Origin of the sequence: Ureibacillus sp. MALMAid1270, from assembly GCF_049202975.1 — a bacterium.
GTDB lineage: Bacteria > Bacillota > Bacilli > Bacillales_A > Planococcaceae > Ureibacillus.
Genome location: NZ_JBMIRP010000092.1, coordinates 13,927 through 38,790, shown reverse-complemented (window position 1 = coordinate 38,790; position 24,864 = coordinate 13,927). Strand labels below are relative to the sequence as shown.

The following is a 24,864-nucleotide window of genomic DNA, read 5'->3' as shown; positions in this document are numbered from 1 at the left end:
GAAAAAACTGCACCCTAATTTAGGAGCAGTTAAAAAACTATTGAATACTAAACATGAGTGATAAATAAATACAAAATACTAAACAAAGGCTCATTAAAAATGAAAACAAATCAGGTACTTTTCTAATATATGAAAAAATAATAAGTGCTAAAAATAAAATCGACAAAATAAGTAAAGAAACGCTCGTCCAATTCAAGCTCAGGTTCACAATCATATCAGGTGCCACCTGTCCTTGATAGAAAGCTTGAAATAAGGATGAAAGATTTTCGCTTTTAAGCGGCGTTACTTTAGGTGGTGATTGTTCACCTAATACAGCAGTAGCGGAAAATATGAGTAAGATAATAATACTCTCGATTCTAGCCCAAGGTATTGGATTGAAGTCAGAGATTTTCTTTAATCTCCAATGAATAAAAATACCATTTATGAACGCATAAACAAGTAACGGAATGATGAGTAAATGCTTCCACAATAGAGCTTGACCATATGGAATCAACCACGAATTTGTGTATTCTTCAAAGTCCACCATGAAATTCATGAGGAGTACGCCTGTAAAAATGGTTACTAATAAACAAACAATCGCAATAGGCGTGTACCACTTTAAAAATCTAAACCAGTTCTCATGATTTTTTGAAAACCAACTGACAACAATTAAAGTTCCAACCCAAACACTAACGGCAAGTAAATGTAAAGTGTCTCCTATAAAACCCCAAACTCGATCAATAGAGCTAGCATGACTAAACCAGCCTAATATTAAAATTAAACTAATGGAAATTGATAGTCCAAAAATACCGTATAATTTATTTCTTTGTTGATCAAACGTGTGGATGAATTTTAGAAAAACAATGGAAATAAAAAAGATTAGAATCCACGCTTTACCAATCTCAAATGTAAAAATAGCTGTTTTTAAAGCTTCAATAAATCCAATTCGAGAAGATAGAAACAACACATTCTGCAAAATAGGGACAAATGAAAAAATAACTATTCCAATGATAGATATTCTTAAAATATTTAAATGCACTTCAATCTTAGGTTGGATTGAACTTTTGACGATTGATAAAATGAAATGGCCAATACACAATCCAACACAAAGATAAATCAAAGCTTGACTGATTACCGTAATGACTAACATTTTTTATCGCTTTCTTTTCGCTAAAAATACAATACTAATTAGAATAATTAAGACCAATGCACCGATAATAATCGGGATTAAATATGAGTTTTCTTTAGATTGCTCAGCTGCTGTATTTTCAGTTGTGTTTGCTTGATTTGTTTCATTTTCTTCAACGTTTGTTTCAGTTTGTGAATCGTTTTCATTTTGCGTTGTCACTTCCGCTTCAGAATCATCCTCCACAGGTTCTTCTGTTTCTTCTACAGTCTCTGCTACAGGTAGATCAACTGTGAACTGGAAACTGTCTTCAATAAGATGGCCATCCCCGCCAATTACACTCCAATCAACTGTGTATACCCCATTTTCGAGAGGATCTGTAAGGCTACCACTTAAAACATTTCCATTAACAGAGATGTTGGCAACCGATATAGATTCGCCATTTGAGTTAAGAAGTGTAAAAGTACTACCTTGTTCAATATTTCCTTCAAAAGTTAAAGTAATTTGATCTAGTTGCTCATTTACTACTTCACCATTTTGTGGATCTGAACTTTGCAATCCAGTATGAGCAAATACAGTACTAACAAAAGTAAATAAAAGGACAAATGTTACGAAAGATATTTTTTTAAACATAAGAACCTCCAATGATTTTTTAGATTTTTCATTAACAAAAATGCATTTGTATACCATTTAGCTGTTCCATCTTAAAATAATAATCTAAACTGAACAACTATTCCGACGTGACAAACTAAGAACAATAGTGTGAAGTTTTGTTTCACAATTTATGATTTCCATTAGTAAATATGTAAAAATACTACGTTTTTAAACATCTTATCCAAAATGTAAATGCGCCATTCATGTACAAAAAATTCACGTTTTATAGTCAAATGTACATTTGACTCTTTTAATAACTAGGTATATTATGGAATTAATATTCAAATGAACATTTGAATATTGAATGGCGTACTATTTGATGGTGTAACTAACTTTTATTAAATGTATATAATTAATTAAATAATCAAATAATCGTTTGAATATATGGGGGTGATTGTAATGGTAAAAGAAATCGATACTTGTGAAGTTACGTGTGTAGATGGAGAGAAAGTGATACGCGTTCAAAATAAATTAAAGAAAGAAAATCCTCTAGAGGTTGCGAAAATATTTAAAGCATTATCTGATGATACACGAATTAAAATTGCTTATGCACTCGCACAAGAAGAGGAATTGTGTGTATGTGATGTGGCTAATATTGTAGGTGCAACAACTGCTACAGCATCCCATCATTTAAGACTTTTAAGGAATCTTGGATTAGCGAAATACCGAAAAGAAGGTAAATTAGTCTATTACTCATTAGATGATGAACATGTGAAAAAACTAATAGAGGTAGCATTTGCCCACCAAAAGGAGGGTACTAAAGTTGAATGAAATAAACGAAGTAGGAAATGAAAATGTATATCGTGTTGAAGGTTTTTCCTGTATAAACTGTGCTGGAAAATTTGAAAGAAATGTAAAAGAGCTTCCCGGAGTTCAAGATGCAAAAGTTAATTTTGGGGCTTCCAAAATATCAGTCATTGGCGAAACTACAGTTGAGGATTTAGAAAAGGCTGGAGCTTTTGAAAACTTAACAATAATCCCAGAAAAAGTTGCGGGGCAATCAGCGAAAGTTTCGAATGAATTAAAAAAGGAACCTAAAATTTCATTCATAAAAAAGCATGAGGAGTTACTATTTTCAGCTTTACTAATTGCTTTGGGTTATACATCTACATTTCTAAATGGTGAAGATAATCTTGTAACAGTATTGCTATTCTTATCTGCCATTGTCATTGGTGGTTATTCTTTATTTAAAGTAGGGATACAGAATTTATTCCGTTTAGATTTTGATATGAAAACTTTGATGACTGTTGCAATAATAGGTGCAGCGTTTATTGGAGAGTGGGCGGAAGGTGCCGTTGTCGTTATATTGTTCGCCATTAGTGAAGCTCTTGAACGATATTCAATGGACCGAGCGCGGAATTCAATACGTTCCTTAATGGATATCGCACCGAATGAAGCGCTTATTCGTCGAAATGGCCATGAAATGTTAATCGATGTTGAGTCTATCGCAATTGGTGACATTATGATCGTCAAACCAGGGCAAAAAATTGCGATGGACGGTGTTGTTGTAAAAGGTGGTTCATCAGTAAATCAAGCGACGATTACAGGTGAATCAGTACCTGTTTCAAAATCTACAAATGACGAAGTGTTCGCAGGTACGTTAAATGAAGAAGGCCTCCTTGAAGTTAAAGTTACTAAATTAGTTAAAGATACAACAATTGCAAAAATCATTAATCTTGTTGAAGAAGCACAAGCAGAGCGTGCACCATCACAAGCCTTTATCGATAAATTTGCAAAATACTATACGCCGATTATTATGGTGATTGCAGCTTTGGTTGCTGTCATACCACCAATATTCTTTGATGGAAGCTGGGAGTCTTGGCTGTATCAAGGGTTGTCGGTATTAGTCGTCGGCTGTCCATGTGCATTAGTAATCTCTACCCCAATATCCATTGTATCTGCAATCGGTAATGCAGCAAAAAAAGGAGTATTAATTAAAGGCGGTATTTATCTCGAAGAAATGGGTGGATTAAAAGCTATTGCTTTCGATAAAACAGGTACGTTAACAAGAGGAGTACCTGTCGTTACAGATTTTGAAGTAGTGAATAATCAAGTAAGTAAAAATGAAGTATTATCCATTGTGGCATCTTTAGAAAAACGATCAGGTCATCCATTAGCTTCGGCGATTACAAAAAAAGCAGATGAATTAGGGATTGCTTATGATTTAAACGTTGAGAACTTTGAATCCATAACTGGTAAAGGTATTAAAGGTTCAATAAATGGAACAACTTACTATGTAGGTAGTCCGAATTTATTTAAAGAGTTTACGGATATTTATTCAATTAAGGCTAAGGTAGCGGAAATTCAATCTGAAGGAAAAACAATTATGATTGTTGGTACGAAAACAGATATACTTGGTTTCATTGCTGTAGCGGATGAAGTAAGAGACTCAAGTAAAGTTGTGATTGAAAAACTTCATGATCTTGGAATTAAGAAGACCGTAATGTTGACAGGGGATAATGACCTTGCTGCAAGAGCAATTGGAGCGCAAGTCGGTGTATCTGAAATTCAATCTGAATTACTGCCCGAAGATAAACTAAACTCGATTAAACAATTACGTTCGGAATACGGAAGGGTTGCGATGGTCGGGGACGGTGTAAATGACACGCCTGCATTAGCTGCTTCGACCGTTGGAATTGCAATGGGTGGTGCAGGAACAGATACAGCTCTTGAAACTGCAGATGTTGCACTTATGGCAGATGATTTAGAAAAGCTTCCATTTACGATCAAACTAAGTAGAAAAGCATTAACGATAATAAAAACAAATATAGCATTTGCAATAGGCATTAAGCTGTTAGCGCTATTATTAGTTGTGCCCGGATGGTTAACGCTTTGGATAGCAATTCTATCAGATATGGGAGCTACATTATTAGTGTCCCTGAATAGTATGAGGTTAATGATAGTAAAAGAATAGATTCTTTTCGAGAGGGAAATCAGCGGGTTTTGGCCTGCTGATTTTTTCTTATTTGTGGAGTTTTTTTCTGGGCTGTCGAATAAGTGTCTCGGATTGGCGAATATCCTTATGGTTGGCGAATAACTCCAGCGATCTGGCTAATATCTTCATAGAATTGGCGAATAAGTCCACGAAACTGGCGAATAACTCCATCAATTCGCTCCAATATCTTTCAGAAATTATCAAATATTGACTTTAGCAACCAGAATAATTGAAACTTCTGGAAGCTCCATACGTACTATTAAATAACAATGATAGACTACATCTATTTATATAGTAGGAGTGGATTAACATCGTAAAAGTAAATATAAAAAAGGCTGGATACTTAGAGAATCAAGCTATTATTGAAAATATAGAATTTGAAATACCAAATGGAGAGTTAGTAGGGTTAATCGGAGCGAATGGTGCAGGAAAAAGTACAACGATTCAAGCGATTATGAATACAGCTCCTTTTATGGAGGGTGAGTGTGAAATCAAAACGTATGGCTATATCCCTGAACGTCCCATTATCTATGAGTATTTCACACTTTCGGAGCATATCGACTTCCTTATTCGAACACTCAACCAAGATGAAGCTCAATTAAGAAAACGCGCGGAAGAATTGTGCAAGGTGTTCCGTCTTGAGCGAAAATTACACGAGTATCCGACGAATTTTTCAAAAGGTATGCAGCAAAAAGTGATGCTCATTTTAGCGTTAACACCAACCTATGACTTTTATATTTTAGATGAACCTTTTATGGGGTTGGACCCACAGGCAATTCGAAAACTTATTCAAATTATTGAAGACTATAAAAATAATGGAGCGGCCATCTTAATGTCAACTCACGCGTTAGATACAGCTGAAAAAATTTGTGATCAATTTGTTTTAATCCATAATGGGACTGTATTGAAAAAGGGGACGCTAAAAGAATTACAACGTTATAAGGACGAGCCTTTGCTTGATATATTTGATGATTTAATCGAGGAAGCTGAACATGAACATATTTAAATTAAGGGTACGAAAACAATGGCAATTGAATAGTAAACTGTTTAAAAGTGTTGCAGATTGGACGGTCCTTCTATATCTACTTGTTCCTGCTGTTTTGTTTATTTATTACTTATATAGGGAAACGGTATTAAAAGGAGAATTTGGCGTATTCGAAGTAATTCCACTGCCATTAGTTATCTTTGTTTTGATGTTAATTACTAGTGGAGGTTACATCAGAAGCTTTATTGAGCCAGGAGACAGAGTTTTCTTAATTCAACATCATAGGCAATTTCGAAAATTAAAAGCTCTATCACTTTTCTATTCCATCATAAAACAAGGATTAAAGATTGGGCTGTTACTTGGTTTCTTTTCCGTTGTTTATATCTTTCATTATCAGCAGGATATTAGTGGATTAATTGATTTAAGTCTTTTGCTGTTAATCGCAAATATGGTCTTCACTTTGATTCATTTAAGGTTTAATAGAAAATTGGTTCAGTTTCTATTAAATTTCATTCAAATTGTTCTCTTAACTATATTTGCAGTTACTTTGGCAGAACCAATTTCAACTGTGACTTACAGCGTTCTGTATATCCTATTGTGCTTTGTATATTGGATCAAATACGTTCGTTCTACTAAACATTTTGATAAACAAATCGACCTGGAAATTCAGTCTACTTTCAAATTTCAAATGATGATTTTTGCAGCTAGTCAAGAGTTAAAAAGTTTGAAGCCTTCAAAGTTACCAGTAAGATCGCCATATCTATTTAAAGATCGCATATTTAAAAAGGATGAAGATTTCATATTAGACCTCCTTAGCAAAACGATTATACGTCATAGAAAGTATGTTTGGGGATATATTCGTTTAGTGACGGTGATTATCGGTCTATCCTTTGCGCTTCCGTTATGGGCAGATGTTATATTAGTGGGTTTGGCATATATAATGTTGAAAAGTTGGATTGAATCGCTCGTTTTTGAAATTAAAAGTCATTCTATTTTTGTTATTTATAAGCTTGAAGATCAAGAGTGGTTACAGGCAGGAAAAACTTTCTCTATATATCTAGCAGGGTTTCCGGTTTTATTCATCGTGTTAATAATAGTGGTTACGGAGCTTGTAACATATATTTTATAGTTTAAGTAAAATTTGTTAGACGAATAAAGGGAATCAATATTGATTCCCTTGTCATTACGCTTTATTTAATAAATTTACATAGATGACTAATCCAATAGTTCCTACAAAGACAATGATCGTGTAGATGAACCCTATGAAATTACCGATAAATTCTAAACCAATTGGAAAGAGAATCGTCAAAACACCAATAAGTATACAAAAAGAACTGACGGCTTTAGCTAGTTTCTCTTTATCTCCCTTATAGGTCTTTTCGTCGTAGCCTGCTATTAAGGTAAGTTGTTTCTTTTTGCCAATTAAAAAACCAAATAGGAAAAGTAGCAAGCCTACAAAAAGGCAAATAATAAAAGCTGGCAAGAACATAAAAAACACCTCAATTATTATAAATTCGAATTAATACGGATACGTTTTTCCTCTCCAATAAGTTTCAATTAATTTCCAAAGTTATACCATTGAACATTTTGATAAACGTTAATTATTTATTGATAAACGATAAACTTTCCGATATAATCAAAGAAGACTAAGTTTTACATGGTCGTAACTGCTACTCTCAAAGGTTATAAGTAGTGATGAAAATCTAGTTTAGTGTAAATTAGTCTTGGTAAGTTTGATAGGGGAATAAATTATGAAGATTAATAATAGAAAAGCAATATATGTTTTATTGACCGATACTGGTACTGTATTTACAAGATTAATAAAATTGTTTACAGATGCCCCTTACAATCATGTATCGATTGTTTTTGATGAAGAGCTTGATGAAATTTATAGTTTTGGACGAAAATATCCGAGGAATCCGTTAAAAGCTGGTTTTATAAAAGAGGATGTTTATTTCGGTACGTATCGTTATTTTAATAATACTAGATGTTTATTATTAAAGATAGATGTTTCAATAGGTGAGTATGTTCGGATCAGAAATGTAATTCACAATTTCAATAGTAATAAAGAATTGTATTCATATAATTTGTTGGGGCTTGTCGGAGTGGCAGTCGGGTACCCGATTCATCAGAGAAATAAATTCTTTTGTTCTCAATTCGTAGCAGAAGTGTTTAATAAAAGTGGTGTAAAACTATGGGATACACCTTCTGCACTTGTTACACCAAATGATTTTTTCATGCATCCGAGATTCGACTTAGTATATGAAGGTGCACTCTATGAGTATCCTTTATTAGATAAAGAATACCTATCGGTTATTTAGAAAGTTTCTGTATTAAGGAATTAAATATTTCAAATTAAAAAGGCAGACTCACGTGTAGGTGGTCTGCCTTTAAACTTATTATGCTGTTTTCTTTGGAAATAAAATATAAGAAAGGCTAATGGCGCCATCAATTAATAATGCAATAGACCAAATTCTCCACACATTAAATAACGCCTCTGTACTTTCATGTCCAACATAGAAGATCATCAGCCATAGAAGGGCACTTCCGATAAGATAAGCCAAAACGTGTCTTGACCACATCTTCAGTTCATATATTCCTTTTTCCTTTCCTAAAAGTATTTTTTTAGTAGCTGGTTTCTTTAAAAACCACACTTGGAATTTTTCATCTGCCCAAGCAATCATGGATTTCCCGTAGGCTAAAGAGACCCCTATATAAATCGCTGCAATCCCATGTGCAGTTGTTGCAGTAGCACCACTTTGTAAATCGAATGTTGTTAAAACGACTAATGCTAAGTCGATTAGAGGTGTTAGTAAGAAGAATAATAAACTCACTTTATTTAACTTAAATACATAGCGAGCAACAAGACCAGCGACAATCGCGATCCAAAAAGCAATTTCAGCAGCAATAATCCAAAAAATCATTGAGAGTTCTCCTTTACATTTTATTTAATACGTTTGTATTAAAATAATAACATGAGTGTTTTTGCAATACAAGTGTATTAATTAAATTTATTTGTTATAATGAATACATGCCAAAAATAGTGAATCATGATGAAAGAAAAGCACAAATTGCAAAAGCTACATGGATTGTAATTGCGAGAGATGGTCTTGGTGGGGCTTCTGTACGTTCGATTGCGAAGGAGGCGAATTTATCACTTGGGGCAGTTCGGCATTATTTTAATACGCAAGATGAACTGCTCGAATTTGCAATGCAACTTGTTGAGGAACAAGTGACAGAACGAATACTTGAACATACAGAGAAACCACTTCCCCCGAAGGAAATAGCGCTAAATATGTTGATGGAGCTAATTCCTTCTGATGATCGCATCGTTGAAATGCAAGTATGGTTAGAATATATATCTTATAAAATTCGTAAAAATGATTTAAAGGAGGACTCCGTTTATCAGGGTGTCGTTCAATTATTAGGGAAACTGAATGAAGCCGGTTTTTTAAAAGAGAATATTGTTCTCGAGGAAGAAATGGCCCACATTCATGCATTAATTGATGGACTAGCTTTACATCGGTTAATGGGGGTTTTACCAATTTCCAACGACCGTGTACGTTATTTAGTTGAACGAGAATTGGATCGACTATTTAAGTAATGAAAAGAATAACGTGTAGTTCTCATTGTCCGGTAAGAGTACCTTCACATTTTTTTACAAAAAGTGGGTTGAAACAAAGTGGGCAGTATCGGAATAATGAAGTTAGTAGACTTACAATTTTGTTCAAAAGAGGGGATGGACAGTTGAAAATTTATGCACATAGAGGTTATTCCGCAAAATATCCTGAAAATACGCTAGCAGCATTTCGGGCAACAGCTGAACTACCTGTAGATGGGGTGGAGTTTGATGTTCACTTAACAGCTGATCAGCAAGTAGTTGTTATTCACGATGAGAAAATTGATCGAACATCAAATGGTACAGGTTACGTAAAGGATATGACTTTGGAAGAACTACGTAAGTTTGATTACGGCGCATGGTTTACTGACGAGTTTTCTGGTGAAGTGATTCCAACACTTGCAGAAGTACTGGAAATATTTAAAGAAACTCACCACCATATTAATATTGAGTTGAAATCAGATATATTTGTGTATGCTGGGCTAGAAGAGCTTGTGCTTCATGAGGTAGAAAAGCAGGGGATGTTAGAGAGAGTTGTCATATCATCTTTTGATCATGAAGCAGTTAAACGCGTAGCAGAACTTTCACCGGATGTGGAAAATGCTGCGTTATTTGTGAATATGATTTTAGATGTTGCTGAATATCAAGAAAAGCTTCCAGCAAATGCATTGCATGTCTTCCTCCCAACAGCTGTACGAAAAACTGTGTTAGAAGCCATTTCAAAAGGTTCGGTCGTTCGTGTTTGGACGGTGAATGAAGTCGAATATGCTACACAATTACTTCAAATTGGTGTTGATGCAATTTTTACAGATGAACCTGAGAAAATGTTGGAGTTTTTATCTTCTGTAAAATAACTTAATATAAATAAAAATAGCCATTCTTATAGAATTACTTGTGAGAATGGCTCTTTCATTTATCCAATTTGATTAGCTTTAACCTTGTTTTTCGATCGGCTCCATAATATAAGTGGAATAAGCAATACTGCCATAAATGAACCAATATGACCTAAAGTAGCATAACTTGTATACGCAACAACAACTCCTGAGGAAAGCCCAGCAATTGAACCTGTAATTGCAACGGCTACATCAACAGAACCTTGAATTTTTGCTCTCGTTTCAACCGTTGTAGAATCAATAATTATTGTTGTCGCACTAATTAATCCAAAGTTCCATCCAAAACCGAGTAATACAAGTGCGACTGTTACCATTAATATAGATTCCCCAGTTGTTAGAGAAGCAATGATTCCGGATAGGGCAAGTGTAATACCAGAAGCACAGACCATCACAGTACGGCCGTATTTATCAGTTAAATAGCCAGTGATTGGAGAAGTTAGGAACATGGCTGCGACATGGAAACCGATTACCATCCCTACGGCACTAAGATTACTATGATCATGACCACCCGCCATATGAATAGGTGTCATTGTCATAATTGATGTCATAACAAATTGAGTTAGAATTAGAATCGTTGCCCCACTAAAGATTCCTATTTTATTTATAGTAGGATATAGTTTCGTAGTATTTCCTTGATTAGACGACTGTCTCTTGCTTTTAAAGACTTCTTTCGCTACTAGTAATGGATCAGGTTTAAGGAAAATAAAGAAAATGAGACCTGCTAATATGAAAGCTACAGCTGAAAGCATAAATGGTCCTGTTAATGGATGCATGCCCATTGCTTCGGCTAATTTCCCAGTTGGTGTAACTAGATTCGGTCCTGCAACAGCACCGAATGTCGTCGCTACTAATGCAATACTAACCGCTGTTGCCCGTTGTTTAACGTTCGCTAAATCGCTTCCTGCATAACGTGCTTGCAAGTTTGTTGAAGTACCCGCACCATAAACAAATAAAGCTAAAAAGAGAAGGGGAATGTTATGGATATTTGCTGCAAGTATCACACCAAGTGCACCAACACCACCAGTGATAAATCCTGCAGATAATCCGTACCGCCTTCCAAAATTCTGTGAAAAATTCCCTACTAAAAATGACGAGAGTGCTGAGCCTAATGTAAATAAGAAGACAGGTAAACCTGCAACTGAATTTGTCCCTATCAAATCCTGTGCTAGTAATGCCCCAACTGTAATTCCAGCAGCTAATCCTGCTCCGCCAAAGGTTTGCGATAAAATAACGATGAAAAGCGTTCGTTTATAGATCCTTTGAACATCCTCTTCAGAATATAAAGGTCCATTGTTTTCCTTTTTAATGTGTTCTTTTTCTTTGATCATGTAATTCCTCCAAGTGGAAATAAGCTAAGCACTGCTATTAAACTAGATCATAATAAACACTTAAAGATATGGTGATAGATTATCTATATGTTACTATAAATATTATTAATTGCTAATATTTTCAATGTGACCATGTAGTTTATTTTTGCTCTAATATAAATAGATAAAAAAATGCAATCACTCTGACGATGAGCGATTGCATTATATTTTTTTTTACCATTTCGCCACATGTTCTTCAATACATCCAAGCATTTGTTGGATTAAAAATGTTCTACCATCCTCTAATTTTACTTGTCCGTTATAGTAGCCGACTAACTGATGGACTTCAGAATTTACGACTTTCAGTTCATTTTTTGCAACTCGTTCAAAAAATGGATGGAAAGTGAGCATCACCTGATCTGAAAATTTTGTAGTAACATACCAAGGTTTCATAAAATTCGTCCGATCATAAGTAAACACAACATCCTCATGGATTTTTGTCATTTTTCCATCAATGAATATTGCATTTTCCGTCATTCCAGTCCCGTCAGTCCATTGCCCGCCAAAATTCAAACCAACACGATGATTTCTTACATATTGAGAAGCCATTGCCCAATTCCATACAACTTCCCGCGGCCAAATTCCTCGACCAAAATCTAAAACTGCAAAACATTCCTCATCATTGAATTTATAAGTACGGTTTCCAATTTTGACAAAACCAGATGTCGGTAATGTGTGATGCTTCGCCGTAAACTGAAACAACTTACGGTTTCTAGGAATGACTACATTTAACGATTCGTCTTCTAATGGATGTTCAATAATGAGCTCAGCTTGTAGGGATTCATTTTCAAAGTTACTGGAAGAGACGGATAAATAAGTAGTCGATTGTATGTTTGTCACACTGATTTTAATTTCAGAATTGGAGAATAGTACGGGTTCAAGCACTTTTGTTGGCATTTTTAAATTGCCGCCAAGTGGGATAGTGATTGTTTTTTCGATGAACCGTTGTGTTTCGTACTCTAAGAAATAAACAAAGCAAACCGCAGCATAGTCTAGATGACTGACTGTTACAGAGAATAAAATTTCCTCCCCAAAAATGCACCAATAATTCCATTTCTTCTTCCGCATAAAATGGCCTGATAAATTACAATCAATTAATGGTTTTCGAGCATAGCCAATAGCTAGTGGATTTAAATTCCCATTTTTATCGCATAAACGGGTGAGCTCCATAATTTCTCGTTCAGCGTGCTGCGCCAATTCAAAACACCCTTTCACATCAATTCTTCCTTTACCCCGTAGCAACCGTTCAGAAAATACACCACCATTTTAACATAGGAAAAAAGAAGCTAAAGTGGGAGTGAACGGATGCTTAACATCTTTAATTTTACACTTTACATTTGCAACTTAAAATATGATTTATATTTAGATAATATATCATCATTTTTACTGAAAAAGGTAAATTTTATATGAGAAAATATGTTTCAATTTGGTTACAAATGAAATTCAAAATTTTTAATTTTGAATTTCATTCTGCGATGAGGATGGCGAAGTAATGACTAATAACCCACAACACATAATGAAAGTTACAAAAAAGTATTATGCCGGTATGAAGATTGCCCCTCCTTCATGCATACGATGTAAATGAGGAGGGGCGAAGATACCAACAGTTTATAATCGTCAAGCAGCTGTACAATATGCTAGAACATGGTGGAATGGAAGGAATCCACGATATCCTAGTTTTTCAGATGATTGTACAAATTTTATCTCGCAATGTTTAAGAGCGGGTGGGGCACCAATGACAGGAATGCCTAATCGCGGCAGAGGTTGGTGGATTACAGATGGGTGGCAATCCAATCGACCAGGAGTTTTTGCAAGAGAAACATGGAGTTATAGCTGGTCAGTTGCACATGCATTTAAACTACATTTGGACAATTCAAAGTCAGGACTTACAGCTAGGCAAGTCTATTCTCCATCAGAATTAACAATAGGTGATGTTATCTGTTATGACTTTGAAGGAGATGGAAGAACGAATCATACTACAATTGTGACAAGCATGATCAATGGAGTTCCATATATTCATGCGCATACGGTCAATAGTGCGGACCGTCTTTTTGACTACAGAAACTCAAGAGCTTATACTCCCAATACGAAGTATTACTTTTATAAAATAGATGATGTTTTTAAATAATAAAAACCTGTCGGATATCCCTAAAAAATCGCAATATATGAGAAGACTTGCAATAATAATTTGATATGTTAATGTTATTTGATGGTAATTAAATTTATATAATGATTGAAGAATAAGGAGAGAACACGACGTTATGAGTGAACAATCTTTATCCATAAAAGAAGCGATTGTAACTAGAAGGTCTATAAAAAAGTTCAATGGTCAACCAGTGGAACAAGAAGACTTAATGGAAATTATCGATGATGCTGTTTATGCACCAAATCATCAAAATCGAGAGCCTTGGCGTATGGTTGCAGCTTGTGGTGAGGAACTGAAAGATGTACAACAGTTACTAAGAAATATAGCAATTCCTAACTGGAAAAGTTTGGATCCAGTAACTTTAGAAAAGCAAATTCAAAAGTTTACAACTCCTGGAGCTTTTCTGTTCATAATTGTTCCTGAAGATGTACGTCAAAAAATTAGGCTAGAAGATTATGCTGCGGCGAGTACGATGATTCAGAATATCCAACTTTTAGCATGGGACCGAGGGATTGGTTCTTGTTGGAAAACACCAGATTATTTAGACGCACCTGCTTTTCGTGAAGCAATTGGAGCGAAACCAGGGGAAAGAATTATTTCCATGCTACAATTAGGTTATTTTGATGAATTACCAAAACCGAGAGAACGTAAAAAATCAGGAGAACTTGTGACATTTTTCCGCTTAAAAGAAGAAGAGTAACGACATTCAGATTCTTAAACAAGAAGTTTTGCAACAAAATACGCTTCCCCATTATGGAGAAGCGTATTACTATTTAAAGAAAATAATATTAGGACGATAAAGCCAACTCTTTTATAGGAATTTCAAGCTCCTGCATAAACCATCCATCTTCAACTTGTGTATTTAAATTAACTGTATCATATCGTTTTAATATTTCTTTTACATTCGTTAGTCCAAGCCCTCGATTTTTCCCCTTCGTAGAGAAGTTCTCTTTATAAATATCATTTAAATGGATCTTAAATTCATCAATAGTATTATCGATACAAATTAGGATAGTATTATGATTGGTTTTCATGAAAGAAATACTAATTTGAGCATCGTCATGGGTGCTGCAAGCCTCAATTGCATTGTCAGTTAGTATCCCAATAATACGAGTTAAATCAATGATATCCATTTCAATTGAATCGATTGTTTCAGGTATCTCAACGTGTAACCTAATTCCAAGTTGGTTTGCTTGAACCACTTTCGTAGATAATAGTCCTTTTAATTCGACGACTTTTAAATTATCAAGATTACTGAAAGCTTCATTTTTAAAAAAAGTACTCTGTTCAGCTTTTAAAATATGTGATTTGAAATATTGTTTCAATCCTTGTAAGTTCTCAGTCTCTAAATATCCCTGAATGGTCAGTAAAATGTTTGAGTAATCGTGTTTGAATTTTTGCATTTCTTTATTGATAGTCTCTAAAGATTGCATGTAATTGATATGCTGTATATTTTCTCGTTCTAGTCGATCTAAATTATTTTTAATCTTAAATTCTTTAGTTGAAGTTCGATATAAAACAAACATACTAGAAAAACAGATTACCTCAATTACAAGGCGGATTTTTAACTTAACTTGTTCATTAAGACCAAATAGGGGCAATAAAAAATTTAAATACATAAGAAAAATGGTTAAAGCTGAAACAAAGATAATAAATACTTTTGTATTCGATGAAAATGCTACAGTTGGATGCATTCTCAATATAAACTTCTTGTAATAGTAAGTAAAAGTTAGGAAAGCAACGATAATAATTGCGTAAAATATGTATGAACTTTTTGGATGACTTAGATCCATTAAAAAGTAAAGTTTGTATGCGATCTGTTCAGAAATTATTCCTCCAAATACTAAGCAGCAGAAGTCGATAAAGGCTCTTAATGACTTGGTAGCAAAACTGAAAAATACTAAAGTTGAAATAGCAAGGTAGATAATAACTACTTGTTTTAAATCTAGAAATAAAAATGCTATAGAAGGAAGGAAAATTAAAAAAACACAAAATAGCATATTCCTAAATGTCATTTTAATTTGTAATGTGTAGAAAAGCGCTAAGAAAAAAATAGAGAACTGTATTAAAGGAATTGCATTGAGAACCAAATTTAGCATACCTCCCATTCAGATAGTGTATCAAATATTACGGTATTTATAGAGTTCGGAAAGTTGGAGTTGCGAGACGTGATTTGGAATGCATAAATAATATTAATTAATGCATAAATTATACAAAAATTAAGAATCGTTAGATAATAGATACATTTTAACATGTTTTTCCTAATAAATAAACACTTTCTAATAGTAATTTATATTAAACTTTTGGGCATTTTGAACGATAAAGAATAGTTAAATACTATTTCATGAAATAATCTAATCGCTAAATTAATAACATTTATTATTCAACCAATAATAATATAGCAAAAATCCCCAGTCTTAAACAGAAAGGGGATTTTCACTCATACGTTTTTCAGGGACATATTCAATACTTTTACCTGGTTTTATTTTTGTGAACTTCCTACGCCAATCTTGATATAATGATATCACTTGGTCATATGCTCTACTATCTTCTTTACGAATATGTAGAATCATATCATAGTATATTTCTACTGCCTCACAAAACTCTTGTCCAAATAATTTGCAACAAACCTCTTTGTCTACACGGCCGTGCTGTATTCCAGTAGCAATTGTTTTTAAGTTGTACAATGCATCGTGAATATGGAATTCTTCGCGTGTCGCAATTTGATCTCTCGTTAATGGATAATCATATCTAAAATTATGAATCCCTTTGACATCTGAAACAAAGGATGTGTCGTAATATGCAAGATCAAAGACATTCGCTTTATATTTGCGTAAATGTGGGATGATCGTTTCAGTAAAACGATCCGCATAAGTAATGGCCTTCTCGGTTGCATCTCGCTTATCCTTCAATTGGTCGATTTTAACCATTTTATTCAACCGTAACCAAACAATTGCTAGAAGAAATATGGTGAATAAAAGAATTGCAGTTTCAATAGGGTTTTGTTGCACTAATGTAAAAAGTAATTGATTCCAATTTTCCAAAGTTCACACTCCCATTCAATGAAAATATATTTATCTCTAGTATGTTTATTATTTGAGAATTCTATTCTTCAAAATGCAAAAAAATAGTAAATAGGAGTAATAGATTACAAAAAGATCATAATTATAGAATGCTTAATAGACCTTATGAGAATTTTTTAACCTTACTCGCCAATCAGTGGTTAATATAGTTTCCACATATAAAATCTCATAACATAACATAATTGGATAAACAGATTCGTAAGATGATAATAAATCATTGAAGGGGAGTTAAATCTTCGGATTGGAGGATCGCGTGACAATCCTTTTAAGAATCTATTTCATAGTGACCCAAATAATCTATCTTTTAGTTATGCCAATTTGGTTGATGTTTGCTGGATTTGCTTATTTCGAGATATGGGCTAGGCAAATTGGTTTTGTAGAATGGATAATCATATTGCCGATACTTTCCTATCCATTATTAGTCATTGGATGTTCTTTTTTTAGTTGGAAAAACCACTTACAAAAGCCGATCTTCACACTAAGTTTAAATCTTATACCGATGATTTGGATCTTTGCATACTGGATGTTATGCATTAACTTTCAAACATGAAAAAATCATAATGTCTGGTGCACTGAATAATAAATGATAATCGATAAATACGGTCTCTTAAGTTTCATTGTTTTAACATACTCGTCCATGGTTGAACGTAGAGTAAAGTAATGATTACTTTGCGATTGGCTTGTGAAACACACTACCAGCCTTGGGGGAGAACAATGAGACTGTATTTAATAGCAACGCAAATCGTATTTTATGTAGCTATTATTCCATGGGTTTTTCTATGGTTGATGGCTTTTGTATTAATCATGCATTCGGCATCGACTCAAAATATAGTAATCTTTTCATTAACATCGATCTATCCTGTAGTATTAATTGTTTGTACAATCATTGCTTGGTATTTTCATATGAATAAAAAAAGTGTGTCGATTGCGATAAACTTAATTCCTGCTATCTGGTGGATTATTATTTATGTATATTAAAAGGGCTTCAAGTCTAGGAACTGTAAAATTCCAGACTTGAAACCCTTTTTTATTAATTTTCTTCTTTTCTTACTAATAATGATACACATTCAACGTGTACAGTATGTGGGAATAGGTCAACTGGTTGAACTGTTACTAGTTCATAGCCAAATGGCTCTAATTCTTTAATATCTGTTGCAAATGTATCAGGATTACAAGATACATAAACTAGTCGAGATGGTTTTGTACGTCCAATTCTACGCATTACTTTACCGCCGGCACCTGAACGTGGTGGGTCCACCACTAATAGATCAGGTATACCGAAAGTTTCTAATACTTCAACCAATCCATGTCTCGCATCTCTTGCTAGGAAGTGAGTATTTTCAATTCCGTTATCTTTTGCGTTACGTTTAGCTGACTCAATAGATGTCTCCACGATTTCAATTCCAGCAAGTTGTCCAACTCGGCTAGCAAATGGAAGAGAGAAAGTACCTACTCCACAGAAAAGATCGATCATTTTTTCATGTTTTTTCGGTTGACCCATTTCTAAAGCTAATTCCACAAGCTTTTGTGCTTGAGTTGGGTTCGTTTGGAAGAATGTATCGAACCATAGACGATAGCGGTAACCTAACATTTCATCGTAAATAAAGTCACGACCCGCTAATACATGAGTTTTTTCAGATTGTGTTCTGTCTGCCCAATCTCTGTTTTCTAACCACAATAAGCTTTGTACTTTCGGGAATTTCTCTGTAATACGAGAGATTAAATCTTGTACCGCATTTTCTAATTCACCTTCAGGAGCTTCTGTAACAAAAAGGGCCAGCATCATTTCATCCGTTGCAAATGATTGGCGTACCATTAAGTGACGAAGTAATCCTTCATGTTCATCTTTGTTATAGCCAGGAAGATTATGATCTTTAGCCCATTTACCAACTTCTAATGCTGCTTCTACCATTTCTTCTCGAGCTATCAAACAAGTTTCTAGAGAAATGACATTTCTAAAGTTACCTTGTTCATGTAAACCAAGTTCACCATCTTTTGAGAAAGTAAACTCCATTTTATTGCGATAGTGCCAAGGGTTGTCCATGCCGATTGTATCTTTAACTAGGTTAGGATCAAAACCTTGAGCTGCAACAACTTCTTTCACGTATTCAGTTTTTTGATTTAACTGACCTGAATATTCCCAGTGTTGCCACACACATCCTCCGCAAAGATCAAAGTGAGGACATTCCGCACCAATTCGTTCAGGGTGAGGTTGTAATATTTCATTAACAGATGCGACAACTCTACCTTTTTGTCCGTATTTTAAAGTAGCTGTTACTTTTTCACCAGGTAAGGTTTGAGGAATTGTCAGCTTCAATCTTTTTTGCTTCGGTTTTGATTCATCCTTCTCACGATGTACAACCGCTTGTCCAGAACCTCTTTCATCTAGACGACGGATTTCTACTTCTAAAACTTCTCCTTTTGTATAGTGCAATTGAGACTCTCCTTCTAACGATCTATTATATAAAGCATGTAACATGCATAATTCCAAAACGCATAGCTATTATTATAACGAAATATGAGCCATATTGGAATCATTCAGATATTGGATGTGGTGGAGGAGGACTATACTAAAAATTTTCTAAAAAATTTGGAAACTATTCATCCATTCGTTCGTATAAATTAGTAAGAGGTGAGGAAATGGCTGAATTTATTATTTTTGTCGTATTAATGATTCCGGTCTATCTTCTATTAATCTGGAGTTATTTAGATCCAAAAGAAAGTTTTTTATTTGGTGAGAGATGGATGTATAAAAAAGAGCCGGAGTTAACGGATCAGGCAATTAGAATACTTAAATTACAAGCATTGGCAGGAATTGCACTTCTTATGGTAGTGAAACTAATTTGGTTTGTGAATATTCCTTCCTAAGATCAATAAAGCAATCGCTTTAAATAATAACGATAGGGATTCCGTTCCTTTTTTGCATTCGTGTGCAATAAAGGACTTTTTTTCGTTTTATACTAAAAGAGGTCACGTCAATAAAAATATGGTCAATAAATTAAAGGGAAGGTATATGAAGATTTTAATAAATTTTAAAATGCATGGGTATAGGTTGTCCATGCATTTTTTTTCTTTTGTGAAATGAAATAATGATTTTTCATTTCACAACAAATTTCGATTATTTCCAAGGAAATAGTTCAAAAAATTTCTCTTCATGTCTGTTTTGCAAGAAAGTCCATAAGGTCATGTAGAAATAAGTCAAAAAGGTCGACCTAAAGGAGAAGGGTCGACAAAAGTGAGGTGTATGAAAGGGTTACAATAATTGCTTACTCATTTTGCTTCTTACCTGTCCAGCTATTATTCAAGAGTAAGAGTGCGATTGCAACGGCAATTCCAATTGCTATTCAGGAATCAACGTCCTTTTCGATCTCCATCTCATTTTATATGGATGACTTAGATTAATTAACATAGTGTATTCACTATTGTTAACGGATAGAAGGGCATTTGCTTATAGATGAAAGAAAAATTTGAACTGGAAATTAGGCAGCAACATAACTAGATTATTTCGGAACTAGTCATTGTAAGTTATATCTTTACTGCTAGAATAATATAAGTAAAGACGTGACAAATGCAGACAAATAATATTTGAAACAAAATATGATACATAATGGGGATTTAATAGATTAAAAAACATCTTCTAAAAAGGAGTATTTAATAATGACAGAAATGGAGTATTACAAATATTTGAGGCAGTATGTCGGAACGAAGCCTTTAATCTTACCGGGTTCTGTAGTAATCATTCTAAACAATCAGGGAGAAGTATTATTACAAAAACGTCCTGAGGGAAGATGGGGACTACCTGGTGGATTGATGAATCTCGGTGAAAGTTTTGAACAAGTGGCTATACGTGAAGTATTCGAAGAAACAGGCATACAAGTTGAAAGTTTAAGATTGCTAGCAGTGTTTTCGGGTGAGGATACGTATGTAAAAAGCCCAAACGGAGACGAATTTTATTCGATAACAGCGGTATTTATCACAGATCAGACGAAGGGTGAAATTCAATTTGAAACACCTGAAACAGTAGATGTTCGATATTTTAAGAGTAATGAATTGCCAGAACAAATGGTAGGTAGCCACCGAAGATTTATTTATCAATTTTTATTTGAGTAAGAGTTGGGTGTATACAGTGGAATAGTTAAACATAACGAATTACGTGATGGAAACTATTTTGATGTGCGGGTGTAGGTAATTGACCAAAAAACTAGGACAAGTGATGATATATGTGAAGACCTGCAAGCTTGTTTTGAATGCCTGTCCACGAGTTGTGGGTAGGCTTTTATTAATTCCATTCATGTATAATTAATAATGAAACAAGTATTTTAGTCCAAATATAGAGAATAGAAGGAGTACCATATGAATCTAAAACAACAAATCCAAGAGTATAACCCATACAATGCACAAGAAGAGAAGGATCAGGAAATAATTCTACGTTATATGGACACATTTGATAACCTATTAACGAGAGAAAATGAATTTGCCCATTTTACTGCGTCAGCTTGGTTAGTCAATAAAGACCGAACAAAAGTATTAATGGCATATCACAATATTTATAATTCATGGTCATGGGTTGGTGGACATGCCGATGGAGAAGAGGATCTTCTCATGGTTGCTATAAAAGAGGCAAAAGAAGAAACCGGGGTAGTCAATGTAGAACCTGTATCAACTGACATTTATTCAATTGAAATTTTAGGTGTCCCTGCCCACGAAAAGCGCGGTAAACATGTCGCAACACATGTGCACTTAAACGTTACATATTTACTTGAAGCGGATGAAAATGAATTAACACATATTAAGCCAGATGAGAATAGTGACGTCAAATGGATGAATTTAGAAGAAGCTGTCGAAGCTAGTACAGAACCGGAAATGAAAGTCGTTTATAGAAAGTTAAATGAAAAGCTAAAAATTTTTCAAGAGCAGTAAAATGTGCAAAAGGTGTAATGCCTAACAAAAACAGTGATTTAAATACGAAAATCTACAAATTAAAATCACAGATTGAATGATTTACAATAGTATAGAGTCAAATATGAAAAAATTGGAGACTGAAAAATGAAACTTGTTGGCATTGTTGGTGCTTTAGCCGGATACAAAACATACACAGTGGTCCATAAAGTATTACGAGCAGCAAAATCGTTCGATTCCAATGTGGAAACGGAAATAATTGACTTAAAAGAGTATGATGTGGAATTTGTGAAGGGAACACCGTTAAGCTATTATAATGCTGATACAGTTAAGGTCGTCGATACAATACTTGCTGCTGATTGCCTAGTCATAGGGACACCAATTTACCAGGCTTCAATAACTGGTGCATTAAAAAATCTTCTTGATCACTTTCCTGTAGATGCACTGCACAAAAAAGTTACAGGTATGATAGCGACAGGAGGCACAGACAAACATTTTCTTGTATTGGATTATCATTTAAAACCGATACTCACGTTTTTAAAAGCGGTCGTACCTGAAAGTAATGTTTATGTGTTGAATGATCACTTCAATGAAGAAAATGAAATCCATGACTCAAATATTAATAGACGAATTAAAAAATTAGGGGAAGAAATCATCAAACTTCAAAAACTAGTTGATCAGAAAAATAAAAGCTGACTAACTCGACTAAAAACACTTGGCGTATGGCTAAACTCATTCTAAATGGGGATAGGCATTATCCAAGTGTTTATTGCTTTTTAATGAGAACAAAAAAGAGTCTGAACTTGGTTAGAGTTCAGACTAAATCGGCATTTTAACGAAATGTGGCATTAATTTAATTTAGAAGGTTTAATAATAATTAGCGGTCTAATGTGAACCCGCCAATACCAATACTTGCTGGTTTTAAAGCTGGACCTGGATCCATTTCATAAATAGAAGCCTCTGAAGGAGAAGCAGTGAATACTGCAAATCCGCTAACTAAAGCAAGTGCTAGAACTACTTTTTTGAATTTTTTAGACATTGTTCTTTTCACCTCCTTTTAAGAGATTTTGATATGCGTCGAATGCATATTTATATAGTTCATTACTTTTTTTATAAAACTTGTGTTGTTCTAGAATGGCACCAAATTCCCTTGAATAAAAAATGATAATTTCATATATCCGATTTTTGATTATTAACGGGAAATTGGTATTCAAGATCGTGAAAATTTCATCCATATCTTTGTATTCAACAAATAATAAACAGCTTAATAGATTATTTGAAATAATATATAAGTCATCAACTTCATTTGGTTTCATAACATGATTTGCTTTGTTTAAATAATTTTTTGCTTCTGTAAAATCACCAATTTTATAAAAGGTTCTTGCTAAATTAGAGAGTACGCTATAGTTATCAGGGTGAATTGTTAAAGCAGACTGATAATATTTAATCGCATCATAATGTGAATTCTGGCACTCACTACAATATCCTAAGTCGTTATAAATTATTAATTTTATAGAATCAGAAAAATCTTGAAGCTGTTCAACGATATGTAAGGCTTGTTTATAATATTTAATTGACCTATCCCATTCATAAATATTGTTGTAGGCAATGCCTAATAAAACAAGGGTATTCACCATACGGTTCAAGTGATATTGATCACTATATTCATATAAAGCTTTCTTTGCGTACTCAATACATGGTTTATAGGAACGAATTCGTTTGTAACAGAGCGCAATATTGTAATATAAATTACCGTTTTCCTCTTTTGAACCATAATCTATATTGTGATCTTGTGTGTACTCTTCAAAAATTCTAATAGCTTCTTCACTTTTGTTTAAAAAAGTAAAACATACTACATACGTATTAATGAAGATAAACTTTTCATAACTACTTAAACTAGGGAGAATATTATATACGTCATCTAAAATTTCCTTCGACTTGTCATACTCTCGAATGGTTAATAGATAACGAGAATAAATAATCTTATATTTAATAACTAGGCTTTGGTTAAGCTTATTCTCCAGTTTTAAATAATGGGACAGCTCCTTTTTTAAAGGAGTTTTTTTGTTAAGTGAGCATACCAGTCATCTAAATCGTTTTCGATTTCGACTGAATCGTAGATCACTTGATCATAGTCCGCTCCTAATTTCCCTAGAAGCAAACGGTAGATCTCTTCATCGGGTGTTACGTGATTATTTTCAATACGACTTAAATAGGAATTTGTACATATGCCAGCTGCTAAATCTTCTTGGCTAATTCCTTGTTCAATTCGTTTGAATCTAATGACATCTCCTATTTTCATAGTTAATCCCTCCGAATTAATCTCATTATTACATAAAGTTGGTAGAAGATAAATCGAATTCAGCATTTTCACAAATGAGATTTTTTTTACCACTTTAACCTATGTTTCCGAGTCAAACTTTCATAAAAAATAAGGAAAAGTAATTTACTTTCCTAAACTTTGCTCAAAACTATCAAATTAAGTGGGGGTAGTCTATAAAATTTGTTCGATTTGAAAAATTCAGAAACAATCTATAATTAAATATAAGCATAGGAGAATTGTTTGTCACCTAAAATGAAAATCTTTAGCTTTCTACCTATATAAAAAGAAAAAATGAAATGGAGGGAATGAGTATGTTAGAAAAACATCAAGAGCGAAAAATTGAAAATGACTATCTAGCAATTCCAACATCAAAGGATTTTATATCTGAAAGGACACCATGGATGACTACAATAGGAAGAGATCAAAGTACAAACGCAATAGTGAATATTGCTAGACTATCAGAAAAGTCAATTTCATTAGTAAACAACACCTTATATAAACTATTTAGTCAAGGTCTACTCAGTAAGTTCCATTCAAAAGAAATGAATCGCGTTGTGATTGTTACTAAAAATTTTATGGAAGAAATAAGCCATTTCATTCAATCAGCAAATTTTTCACAAGATATTCTCGTTATTCAAGAAGATGAATTATCTCTAATAGATATAGATGAAGATTTAGATATGATGGTTGCATTTGATTATCGTCATGAAATGATTTTTTATAGTGAAGTTTCTGAGTTTACTAGAGAAATGAACATCCCATGGATTCAATTTAGTATAGCTGATGAAAAGTTATATATGGGACCACTTTTTTTAAAAGAATAGCCGTGTAAGTTTTGTGATGCAGTTTAGGAAG

At 33.8% G+C, this 24,864-nt stretch carries 27 protein-coding genes; 15 read left to right on the top strand and 12 right to left on the bottom strand.

Annotation, left to right across the window (positions count from 1 at the left end; translation table 11 throughout):
* Positions 1-37 precede the first annotated feature (37 nt).
* Positions 38-1,129, bottom strand: a complete 1,092-nt coding sequence (locus ACOQFO_RS12340) for a copper resistance D family protein (RefSeq protein WP_421689963.1) — start codon at positions 1,127-1,129, stop codon at positions 38-40.
* A 3-nt stretch (positions 1,130-1,132) separates the two neighbouring features.
* Positions 1,133-1,738 (bottom strand): copper resistance CopC family protein, encoded by a 606-nt coding sequence (locus ACOQFO_RS12335; protein WP_421689962.1) that lies wholly within the window; start codon positions 1,736-1,738, stop codon positions 1,133-1,135.
* 420 nt (positions 1,739-2,158) lie between these two features.
* On the opposite strand from ACOQFO_RS12335, the gene ACOQFO_RS12330 reads away from it, so the two are divergent.
* The 4 genes from ACOQFO_RS12330 (at position 2,159) to ACOQFO_RS12315 (ending at position 6,808) form a co-directional block, all read left to right on the top strand.
* Positions 2,159-2,530: an ArsR/SmtB family transcription factor gene (locus tag ACOQFO_RS12330; RefSeq protein ID WP_421689961.1), complete on the top strand. Its 372-nt coding sequence runs from the start codon at positions 2,159-2,161 to the stop codon at positions 2,528-2,530.
* Complete coding sequence (locus ACOQFO_RS12325; protein ID WP_421689960.1) at positions 2,523-4,673, top strand: heavy metal translocating P-type ATPase; 2,151 nt, start codon at positions 2,523-2,525, stop codon at positions 4,671-4,673. The genes ACOQFO_RS12330 and ACOQFO_RS12325 overlap by 8 nt, the downstream gene beginning before the upstream one ends.
* Before the next feature lie 325 nt (positions 4,674-4,998).
* Positions 4,999-5,700, top strand: a complete 702-nt coding sequence (locus ACOQFO_RS12320; RefSeq protein WP_421690018.1) for an ABC transporter ATP-binding protein — start codon at positions 4,999-5,001, stop codon at positions 5,698-5,700.
* Positions 5,687-6,808 (top strand): ABC transporter permease, encoded by a 1,122-nt coding sequence (locus tag ACOQFO_RS12315; RefSeq protein ID WP_421689959.1) that lies wholly within the window; start codon positions 5,687-5,689, stop codon positions 6,806-6,808. Before ACOQFO_RS12320 ends, ACOQFO_RS12315 begins: the two co-directional genes overlap by 14 nt.
* Positions 6,809-6,862: 54 nt before the next feature.
* Here ACOQFO_RS12315 and ACOQFO_RS12310 read toward each other — a convergent pair whose 3' ends face one another.
* Positions 6,863-7,168, bottom strand: coding sequence for a DUF3784 domain-containing protein (locus tag ACOQFO_RS12310; protein WP_421689958.1), 306 nt, complete (start codon positions 7,166-7,168; stop codon positions 6,863-6,865).
* Positions 7,169-7,430: 262 nt separating this feature from the next.
* Between ACOQFO_RS12310 and ACOQFO_RS12305 the strand changes: the two genes are divergently transcribed.
* On the top strand, positions 7,431-8,000 hold the full coding sequence (locus ACOQFO_RS12305) for a hypothetical protein (RefSeq protein ID WP_421689957.1): 570 nt from the start codon (positions 7,431-7,433) through the stop codon (positions 7,998-8,000).
* Positions 8,001-8,078: 78 nt separating this feature from the next.
* Here ACOQFO_RS12305 and ACOQFO_RS12300 read toward each other — a convergent pair whose 3' ends face one another.
* A complete protein-coding gene (locus ACOQFO_RS12300) occupies positions 8,079-8,603 on the bottom strand; it encodes a hypothetical protein (protein ID WP_421689956.1) in 525 nt (174 codons plus the stop codon).
* A gap of 107 nt (positions 8,604-8,710) precedes the next feature.
* Here ACOQFO_RS12300 and ACOQFO_RS12295 point away from each other — a divergent pair, with 107 nt between their 5' ends.
* Both ACOQFO_RS12295 and ACOQFO_RS12290 read left to right on the top strand, forming a co-directional pair.
* Positions 8,711-9,283 carry a TetR/AcrR family transcriptional regulator gene (locus ACOQFO_RS12295; RefSeq protein ID WP_421689955.1) on the top strand — a complete coding sequence of 191 codons (573 nt, stop codon included), beginning with the start codon at positions 8,711-8,713 and terminating at the stop codon, positions 9,281-9,283.
* Positions 9,284-9,426: 143 nt separating this feature from the next.
* The gene (locus ACOQFO_RS12290) at positions 9,427-10,152 is read left to right on the top strand and encodes a glycerophosphodiester phosphodiesterase (RefSeq protein WP_421689954.1); all 726 of its coding nucleotides are present in this window, start codon (positions 9,427-9,429) and stop codon (positions 10,150-10,152) included.
* 59 nt (positions 10,153-10,211) lie between these two features.
* On the opposite strand, the gene ACOQFO_RS12285 is transcribed toward ACOQFO_RS12290, so the two are convergent.
* Entirely contained in the window at positions 10,212-11,519 is a 1,308-nt protein-coding gene (locus tag ACOQFO_RS12285; protein ID WP_421689953.1) for an MFS transporter, read from the bottom strand.
* 213 nt (positions 11,520-11,732) lie between these two features.
* On the bottom strand, positions 11,733-12,755 hold the full coding sequence (locus ACOQFO_RS12280) for a DUF2804 domain-containing protein (protein ID WP_421689952.1): 1,023 nt from the start codon (positions 12,753-12,755) through the stop codon (positions 11,733-11,735).
* 400 nt (positions 12,756-13,155) lie between these two features.
* Here ACOQFO_RS12280 and ACOQFO_RS12275 point away from each other — a divergent pair, with 400 nt between their 5' ends.
* A complete protein-coding gene (locus ACOQFO_RS12275) occupies positions 13,156-13,686 on the top strand; it encodes an amidase domain-containing protein (RefSeq protein WP_421690017.1) in 531 nt (176 codons plus the stop codon).
* Positions 13,687-13,819: 133 nt separating this feature from the next.
* Entirely contained in the window at positions 13,820-14,404 is a 585-nt protein-coding gene (locus tag ACOQFO_RS12270) for a nitroreductase family protein (protein WP_421689951.1), read from the top strand.
* An 88-nt stretch (positions 14,405-14,492) separates the two neighbouring features.
* On the opposite strand, the gene ACOQFO_RS12265 is transcribed toward ACOQFO_RS12270, so the two are convergent.
* Together ACOQFO_RS12265 and ACOQFO_RS12260 are read right to left on the bottom strand one after the other, a co-directional pair.
* Positions 14,493-15,803, bottom strand: coding sequence for a sensor histidine kinase (locus tag ACOQFO_RS12265; RefSeq protein WP_421689950.1), 1,311 nt, complete (start codon positions 15,801-15,803; stop codon positions 14,493-14,495).
* 318 nt (positions 15,804-16,121) lie between these two features.
* Positions 16,122-16,748, bottom strand: a complete 627-nt coding sequence (locus ACOQFO_RS12260; RefSeq protein WP_421689949.1) for a DUF4760 domain-containing protein — start codon at positions 16,746-16,748, stop codon at positions 16,122-16,124.
* A gap of 753 nt (positions 16,749-17,501) precedes the next feature.
* On the opposite strand from ACOQFO_RS12260, the gene ACOQFO_RS12255 reads away from it, so the two are divergent.
* The gene (locus tag ACOQFO_RS12255) at positions 17,502-17,765 is read left to right on the top strand and encodes a hypothetical protein (RefSeq protein ID WP_421689948.1); all 264 of its coding nucleotides are present in this window, start codon (positions 17,502-17,504) and stop codon (positions 17,763-17,765) included.
* Between the two features lie 52 nt (positions 17,766-17,817).
* Here the strand turns inward: ACOQFO_RS12255 and rlmD are convergent, their stop codons facing one another.
* The gene (rlmD, locus tag ACOQFO_RS12250; RefSeq protein ID WP_421689947.1) at positions 17,818-19,266 is read right to left on the bottom strand and encodes a 23S rRNA (uracil(1939)-C(5))-methyltransferase RlmD; all 1,449 of its coding nucleotides are present in this window, start codon (positions 19,264-19,266) and stop codon (positions 17,818-17,820) included.
* Positions 19,267-19,427: 161 nt separating this feature from the next.
* On the opposite strand from rlmD, the gene ACOQFO_RS12245 reads away from it, so the two are divergent.
* The 4 genes from ACOQFO_RS12245 (at position 19,428) to ACOQFO_RS12230 (ending at position 22,382) form a co-directional block, all read left to right on the top strand.
* Positions 19,428-19,655 carry a hypothetical protein gene (locus ACOQFO_RS12245; protein ID WP_421689946.1) on the top strand — a complete coding sequence of 76 codons (228 nt, stop codon included), beginning with the start codon at positions 19,428-19,430 and terminating at the stop codon, positions 19,653-19,655.
* A 798-nt stretch (positions 19,656-20,453) separates the two neighbouring features.
* On the top strand, positions 20,454-20,897 hold the full coding sequence (locus ACOQFO_RS12240; protein ID WP_421690016.1) for an NUDIX hydrolase: 444 nt from the start codon (positions 20,454-20,456) through the stop codon (positions 20,895-20,897).
* 243 nt (positions 20,898-21,140) lie between these two features.
* Positions 21,141-21,707: an NUDIX hydrolase gene (locus ACOQFO_RS12235; protein ID WP_421689945.1), complete on the top strand. Its 567-nt coding sequence runs from the start codon at positions 21,141-21,143 to the stop codon at positions 21,705-21,707.
* Positions 21,708-21,833: 126 nt separating this feature from the next.
* Positions 21,834-22,382, top strand: a complete 549-nt coding sequence (locus tag ACOQFO_RS12230) for an NADPH-dependent FMN reductase (protein ID WP_421689944.1) — start codon at positions 21,834-21,836, stop codon at positions 22,380-22,382.
* A gap of 181 nt (positions 22,383-22,563) precedes the next feature.
* On the opposite strand, the gene ACOQFO_RS12225 is transcribed toward ACOQFO_RS12230, so the two are convergent.
* The 3 genes from ACOQFO_RS12225 to ACOQFO_RS12215 all read right to left on the bottom strand — a co-directional run bounded on the left by ACOQFO_RS12225 (position 22,564) and on the right by ACOQFO_RS12215 (position 23,988).
* Entirely contained in the window at positions 22,564-22,725 is a 162-nt protein-coding gene (locus ACOQFO_RS12225) for a hypothetical protein (protein WP_421689943.1), read from the bottom strand.
* On the bottom strand, positions 22,718-23,323 hold the full coding sequence (locus ACOQFO_RS12220; protein ID WP_421690015.1) for a tetratricopeptide repeat protein: 606 nt from the start codon (positions 23,321-23,323) through the stop codon (positions 22,718-22,720). Before ACOQFO_RS12220 ends, ACOQFO_RS12225 begins: the two co-directional genes overlap by 8 nt.
* Before the next feature lie 413 nt (positions 23,324-23,736).
* Complete coding sequence (locus tag ACOQFO_RS12215; RefSeq protein ID WP_421689942.1) at positions 23,737-23,988, bottom strand: helix-turn-helix domain-containing protein; 252 nt, start codon at positions 23,986-23,988, stop codon at positions 23,737-23,739.
* Positions 23,989-24,320: 332 nt separating this feature from the next.
* Between ACOQFO_RS12215 and ACOQFO_RS12210 the strand changes: the two genes are divergently transcribed.
* Positions 24,321-24,833 (top strand): hypothetical protein, encoded by a 513-nt coding sequence (locus tag ACOQFO_RS12210; RefSeq protein ID WP_421689941.1) that lies wholly within the window; start codon positions 24,321-24,323, stop codon positions 24,831-24,833.
* Positions 24,834-24,864 lie beyond the last annotated feature (31 nt).